At 67.1% G+C, this 7,103-nt stretch carries 5 protein-coding genes and 1 tRNA gene; all 6 read left to right on the forward strand.

What is annotated here, in order from left to right; all coding sequences use genetic code 11:
* Positions 1–64: 64 nt before the first annotated feature.
* Positions 65–2,125, forward strand: a complete 2,061-nt coding sequence (gyrB, locus tag J0695_RS03905; protein WP_206960195.1) for a DNA topoisomerase (ATP-hydrolyzing) subunit B — start codon at positions 65–67, stop codon at positions 2,123–2,125.
* 41 nt (positions 2,126–2,166) lie between these two features.
* The gene (gene gyrA, locus J0695_RS03910) at positions 2,167–4,794 is read left to right on the forward strand and encodes a DNA gyrase subunit A (RefSeq protein ID WP_206960197.1); all 2,628 of its coding nucleotides are present in this window, start codon (positions 2,167–2,169) and stop codon (positions 4,792–4,794) included.
* A 93-nt stretch (positions 4,795–4,887) separates the two neighbouring features.
* Positions 4,888–5,448 (forward strand): DUF3566 domain-containing protein, encoded by a 561-nt coding sequence (locus tag J0695_RS03915; protein WP_307798401.1) that lies wholly within the window; start codon positions 4,888–4,890, stop codon positions 5,446–5,448.
* A 59-nt stretch (positions 5,449–5,507) separates the two neighbouring features.
* Positions 5,508–5,581 (forward strand) — tRNA-Ile (locus tag J0695_RS03920).
* Between the two features lie 167 nt (positions 5,582–5,748).
* Entirely contained in the window at positions 5,749–5,883 is a 135-nt protein-coding gene (locus J0695_RS43650) for a DLW-39 family protein (RefSeq protein ID WP_003958712.1), read from the forward strand.
* A 103-nt stretch (positions 5,884–5,986) separates the two neighbouring features.
* A partial coding sequence (locus J0695_RS03930; RefSeq protein ID WP_206960201.1) for a hypothetical protein occupies positions 5,987–7,103 on the forward strand: 1,117 nt, incomplete at its 3' end.

The raw sequence follows: 7,103 nt of genomic DNA on the forward strand, positions 1-7,103 counted from the left end.
TGCGGGACACGTCGACAACACGCTGAACGACGCAGCCGCTCCCCGCTTGCCCGGTGATCGGCCTGTGCTGTGCCAGAAAGGGCGCTTCGTGGCCGATTCCGGCAACCCCAACGAGAATCTTCCGTCCACTGCCGGCGGGAACGGCGAGGTCACAGCCTCGTACGACGCCAGCGCGATCACCGTCCTCGAGGGTTTGGACGCTGTTCGCAAGCGGCCCGGCATGTACATCGGCTCGACCGGTGAGCGCGGACTCCATCACCTGGTGCAGGAAGTCGTCGACAACTCGGTCGACGAAGCCCTGGCAGGGCATGCGGACACCATTGACGTCACGATCCTTCCGGACGGCGGCGTCCGTGTCATCGACAACGGGCGCGGTATCCCGGTCGGCATCGTGCCCTCGGAGGGCAAGCCGGCCGTCGAGGTCGTGATGACTGTCCTGCACGCGGGCGGCAAGTTCGGCGGTGGCGGTTACGCCGTCTCCGGCGGTCTGCACGGCGTGGGTGTGTCCGTCGTCAACGCGCTGTCGCAGAAGGTCTCCGTCGAGGTCAAATGCGATGGCTACCGGTGGACCCAGGACTACAAGCTGGGCGTGCCGACGGCTCCCCTGGCCCGTAACGAGGCCACGGACGAGACGGGCACCTCGGTCACGTTCTGGGCCGACGGCGACATCTTCGAGACCACCGAGTACTCCTTCGAGACGCTGGCGCGGCGCTTCCAGGAGATGGCCTTCCTCAACAAGGGCCTGACGCTGACGCTGACGGACGAGCGCGAGTCGGCGAAGGCCGTCGTCGGGGCGGACACCCCCGAAGAGACGGACGACGAGCAGGCCCGCACGGTGACGTACCACTACGAGGGCGGCATCGTCGACTTCGTGAAGTACCTCAACTCGCGCAAGGGCGAGCTGATTCACCCCACCGTGATCGACATCGAGGCCGAGGACAAGGAGCGTCTGCTCTCGGCCGAGATCGCCATGCAGTGGAACTCGCAGTACAGCGAGGGGGTGTACTCCTTCGCGAACACGATCCACACGCACGAGGGCGGTACGCACGAAGAGGGCTTCAGGGCCGCGATGACGGGCCTGGTCAACCGGTACGCGCGCGACAAGAAGCTGCTGCGCGAGAAGGACGACAACCTCTCCGGCGAGGACATTCGCGAGGGTCTGACGGCGATCATCTCCGTCAAGCTGGGCGAGCCGCAGTTCGAGGGTCAGACCAAGACCAAGCTGGGCAACACGGAGGCCAAGACCTTCGTGCAGAAGGTCGTGCACGAGCACCTCACGGACTGGTTCGACCGCAATCCGAACGAGGCCACGGACATCATCCGCAAGGCCATCCAGGCGCAGACGGCGCGGGTGGCCGCCCGCAAGGCGCGCGACCTCACCCGTCGCAAGGGCCTGCTGGAGTCGGCGTCGCTCCCCGGCAAGCTGAGCGACTGCCAGTCGAACGACCCGACGAAGTGCGAGATCTTCATCGTCGAGGGTGACTCCGCCGGTGGTTCGGCGAAGTCCGGCCGTAACCCGATGTACCAGGCGATCCTCCCGATCCGGGGCAAGATCCTGAACGTCGAGAAGGCACGGATCGACAAGATCCTCCAGAACACCGAGGTCCAGGCTCTGATCTCGGCGTTCGGCACCGGTGTGCACGAGGACTTCGACATCGAGAAGCTCCGCTATCACAAGATCATCTTGATGGCGGACGCCGACGTCGACGGACAGCACATCAACACCCTGCTGCTGACCTTCCTCTTCCGCTTCATGCGGCCGCTGGTCGAGGCCGGACACGTGTACCTCTCGCGTCCGCCGCTCTACAAGATCAAGTGGGGCCGGGAGGACTTCGAGTACGCGTACTCCGACCGGGAGCGCGACGCTCTCGTCGAGCTCGGCAAGCAGAACGGCAAGCGGATCCGCGAAGACTCGATCCAGCGCTTCAAGGGTCTCGGTGAGATGAACGCCGAGGAACTGCGCATCACGACGATGGACCAGGACCACCGGGTGCTCGGCCAGGTGACTCTGGACGATGCGGCGCGGGCCGACGACCTGTTCTCGGTGCTGATGGGCGAGGACGTCGAGGCACGGCGCTCGTTCATCCAGCGCAACGCCAAGGACGTCCGGTTCCTCGACATCTGAGTCGGTCTCCGCTGACCGCACTGAAAGGACTTTGACCAGCAATGGCCGACGAGAATTCCCCGGCGCTGCCTGCCGGCATCCCTGATGAGCCCGTAGCGTCCGGCGTGAGCATGCGTGTCGAGCCGGTCGGGCTCGAGACCGAGATGCAGCGTTCGTACCTCGACTACGCGATGTCCGTCATCGTGTCGCGTGCGCTGCCGGACGTACGGGACGGGCTGAAGCCCGTGCACCGCCGCGTCCTGTACGCGATGTACGACGGCGGCTACCGGCCCGAGAAGGGCTTCTACAAGTGCGCCCGCGTCGTCGGTGACGTCATGGGTACGTACCACCCGCACGGTGACTCCTCGATCTACGACGCCCTGGTCCGCCTGGCGCAGCACTGGTCGATGCGCATGCCGCTCGTGGACTCCAACGGCAACTTCGGTTCCCCGGGCAACGACCCGGCCGCCGCCATGCGGTACACCGAGTGCAAGATGATGCCGCTGTCCATGGAGATGGTCCGGGACATCGACGAGGACACCGTCGATTTCAAGGACAACTACGACGGCCGCAACAAGGAGCCGGTGGTTCTGCCGGCGCGCTTCCCGAACCTGCTCATCAACGGTTCGGCGGGCATCGCGGTCGGTATGGCCACCAACATCCCGCCGCACAACCTCCGCGAGGTGGCGGCAGGCGCGCAGTGGTACCTGGAGAACCCGGAGGCCACGCACGAGGAGCTCCTGGACGCGCTGCTCGAACGCATCAAGGGCCCGGACTTCCCGACGGGCGCGCTCGTTGTGGGCCGCAAGGGCATCGAGGACGCGTACCGCACGGGCCGCGGCTCGATCACGATGCGTGCGGTCGTGGCGGTCGAGGAGATCCAGGGCCGTCAGTGCCTGGTGGTCACGGAGCTTCCGTACCAGACCAACCCCGACAACCTCGCGCAGAAGATCGCCGACCTGGTGAAGGACGGCAAGGTCGGCGGCATCGCGGACGTCCGTGACGAGACGTCCTCGCGCACCGGCCAGCGGCTGGTCGTCGTGCTGAAGCGCGACGCGGTCGCCAAGGTCGTACTGAACAACCTGTACAAGCACACCGACCTGCAGACGAACTTCGGCGCGAACATGCTGGCGCTCGTCGACGGGGTGCCGCGCACGCTGTCGGTCGACGCGTTCATCCGCCACTGGGTGACGCACCAGATCGAGGTCATCGTCCGGCGTACGAGGTTCCGCCTGCGCAAGGCGGAGGAGCGCGCCCACATCCTGCGCGGTCTGCTCAAGGCGCTGGACGCGATCGACGAGGTCATCGCACTCATCCGGCGCAGCAACACCGTGGAGATCGCGCGCGAGGGCCTGATGGGCCTGCTGGAGATCGACGAGATCCAGGCGAACGCGATCCTGGAGATGCAGCTGCGCCGGCTGGCCGCTCTGGAGCACCAGAAGATCACGGCTGAGCACGACGAGCTGCAGGCCAAGATCAACGAGTACAACGCGATTCTCGCCTCGCCCGAGCGGCAGCGGCAGATCGTCAGCGAGGAACTGGCGGCGATCGTCGACAAGTTCGGCGACGACCGGCGCTCCAAGCTGGTGCCCTTCGACGGTGACATGTCCATCGAGGACCTCATCGCCGAGGAAGACATCGTCGTCACCATCACCAACGGCGGCTACGTCAAGCGCACCAAGACCGAGGACTACCGCTCGCAGAAGCGCGGCGGCAAGGGCGTCCGCGGGGCGAAGCTGAAGCAGGACGACATCGTCGACCACTTCTTCGTCTCCACGACGCACCACTGGCTGCTGTTCTTCACGAACAAGGGGCGGGTCTACCGGGCGAAGGCGTACGAGCTCCCGGATGCCGGCCGTGACGCTCGCGGCCAGCACGTCGCCAACCTGCTGGCCTTCCAGCCGGACGAGCAGATCGCGCAGATCCTGGCGATCCGTGACTACAACGCGGCGCCGTACCTGATCCTGGCCACCAAGGGTGGCCTGGTGAAGAAGACCTCCCTGAAGGACTACGACTCTCCCCGTTCGGGTGGTGTCATCGCAATCAATCTCCGGGAGACCGGGGACGGCAGCGACGACGAGCTGATCGGTGCCGAGCTGGTGTCCTCCGAGGACGACCTGCTGCTGGTCAGCAGGAAGGCACAGTCGATCCGGTTCACCGCGACGGACGATGCGCTGCGTCCGATGGGGCGGGCTACCTCGGGCGTCAAGGGCATGAGTTTCCGTGAGGGCGACGAACTGCTCTCGATGAATGTCGTCAGGCCGGGTACGTTCGTGTTCACCGCCACCGACGGCGGGTACGCGAAGCGCACCCCCGTCGACGAGTACCGCGTCCAGGGTCGCGGTGGCCTCGGTATCAAGGCCGCCAAGATTGTGGAGGACAGGGGATCGCTCGTCGGCGCGCTGGTGGTCGAGGAGACGGACGAGATCCTCGCCATCACGCTCGGCGGTGGTGTGATTCGTACGCGAGTCAATGAAGTCAGGGAGACGGGCCGTGACACCATGGGCGTCCAACTGATCAACCTGGGCAAGCGCGATGCCGTCGTCGGTATCGCTCGTAACGCCGAGGCCGGCCGCGAGGCGGAAGAGGTCGACGGTCCCGAAGGGGACGAGATCGACGAGGCCACGGACAGCGCGGCCGAGGCTGTGACCGAGGGCACCGAGCCCTTGGCCGGGGAGCACGAGGAGTAGAGCGTGAGTGGAGCCACGGGCGCCGGAGCGGCCGCTTCCGGAGCTGGAGCACATGGTGCCCGTGGCCCTGCCGCGGACTCCCAAGGGGGAACGGTGACGGACACCCGGGGGGCGCAGCCCCAACCGCAGAGTTACGCGGGGCAGCAGCAGCCCCCGTACCAGCCGCCGCAGGCCTATCCGGCGCCTCAGGGCGGCGGGGGCACGCACGGAGGACAGCAGCGCGGCGGTGGGCAGCAAACCGGTGCGGTGCGCCGTCCCCGTACGGGCGCACGGACGACTCCGCGGACGCGCAAGGCGCGGCTGCGGGTGGCCAAGGCCGATCCGTGGTCGGTGATGAAGGTGAGCTTCCTGCTCTCCATCGCGCTGGGCATCTGCACGGTGGTCGCGGCCGCCGTGCTGTGGATGGTCATGGACGCCATGGGGGTCTTCTCCACGGTGGGCGGCACCATCAGTGAGGCCACGGGCTCCACGGAGAGCAGCGGGTTCGATCTTCAGTCGTTCCTGTCGCTGCCGCGGGTGCTCCTCTTCACGTCGGTCATCGCGGTGATCGATGTGGTGCTCGCCACGGCGCTGGCGACGCTCGGGGCCTTCATCTACAACCTGTCGGCCGGGTTCGTCGGGGGCGTCGAGCTCACCCTCGCCGAGGACGAGTAGAGCTGCGGGTATCGATTTTGGGACTGGCCCTGAAGTGCGCTAATCTTCAGGGGCAGCGCGGGGCTATAGCTCAGTTGGTTAGAGCGCATCCCTGATAAGGATGAGGCCACAGGTTCAAATCCTGTTAGCCCCACCGCGATGATCGGCCCGGACGGATTTCCGTCCGGGCCGATTGCTTTTTCGCTGACTGGTGTCTGCGCTGCGGGAGTTGACTCCCATCTAGGTCACCGATCGGTATCGGTCGGTGTGTATAGTCGGGCGGCAGAGTTCCCTTACGCCAAGGAAAGACGAGGTCGCGCGGTGAAGAAGCTTCTCCTGGTCGCACTGGCTGCCATCGGCGGGCTCCTCGTGTACCGCCAGATCCAGGCGGATCGCGCCGAGCAGGATCTGTGGACGGAGGCGACTGACTCCGTGCCCGCAGGTTCGGGTGTGTGAGACCCAGCGCCTGATCACTTCGCCCCGGTCGCGCTGCGGCCGGGGCTTTGTGCTGTTCACTTACGTAAATCATCTGCTTGCGAAAGCAAAGGTGGAGTAGTCGGTGAAGCGGGTGCTGGCCGCCCTGGCGGCGATATGCGCGGTGGTGGCGTTGCCGGGGCAGGCGTGGGCGGCGGAGGGGCCTCTTCCGTACTCCTTCGACCCGGCGGGCCGTGTGGTGCGGGGCGCGGCGAGCACCGGCGACGCGCCGGCGCTGGCGGCCGGGGGGACGTACAGGGACTCGATCGGGCCCGGCGAGAAACGTGTCTACCGGCTGGACCTGGACAGCAGGAGCGACGCGTACGTCTCGGCTGTCGCCGTCCCGGGGAAGGGCGAGCGCGTCGACTACAGCGACGGCATCACGGTCACGGTGCAGGACCGCGACGGATACAGTTGCAGCGACAACTCCACGACGTTCGAATCGGCGCAGTTCGCCCGGCCGATCGCCGCGTACGCCTACCGGACGATCGGCAGGGGCGGCGCCTCCTGCCAGGCCGCGGGCGCGTACTACGCGGTCGTGGAGCGGAAGACCAAGGACATCGCGGGGCAGGGCGACTGGGCGGTGGAGCTGCGCCAGGCGCAGGAGCCTCCTGTGCGGACGGGCGGACCGAGCACCGCGCCCACGAGCTGGCCCAGCGGCTCGCCGGCGCCGCTCACGGGTGACGGGACGGACCGTGCCGGGGGTACGGGCTTCAACGACGCGCCCGAGCTGCGCAAGGGAGTCTGGAGGAGCGGGATCGTTCCCGGGCAGACTCTCTTCTACCGGGTTCCTGTGACGTGGGGACAGCAGCTGTACGCCGGGGCCGAACTCGGCAGTTCGCCGTCCGGGACTGGATCCGGCAGGGCATATCTGCCGGGTGCGCTGGTGATGCGGCTGTACAACCCGCTGCGTGGCTCAGTCGAGAGCGTGAGCACGGCCTACGACGGGAAACAGAAGGCCGTCGAGCTGGACCCGCTGCCCCCGGTGGCGTACGAGAACCGCTTCGGCATCGGCGACAAGGTCGAGGGGATGCGGGCCGCGGGTTCGTTCTACCTGGCCGTCACCCTGAGCCCGGAGGTCGCCGCGAGCTTCGGTACGGCGCATGCGCTGACGCTGCGGGTGAACGTCAAGGGGCAGGCGCTGCAGGGGCCTTCGTACGACGGGGTTGCTCCGGACCTCGGGGCGGCGGGCGGCGCGCCGG

The sequence above is a fragment of the Streptomyces beijiangensis genome, from assembly GCF_017315755.1.
In the GTDB taxonomy this organism is placed as follows: Bacteria; Actinomycetota; Actinomycetes; order Streptomycetales; family Streptomycetaceae; genus Streptomyces; species Streptomyces beijiangensis.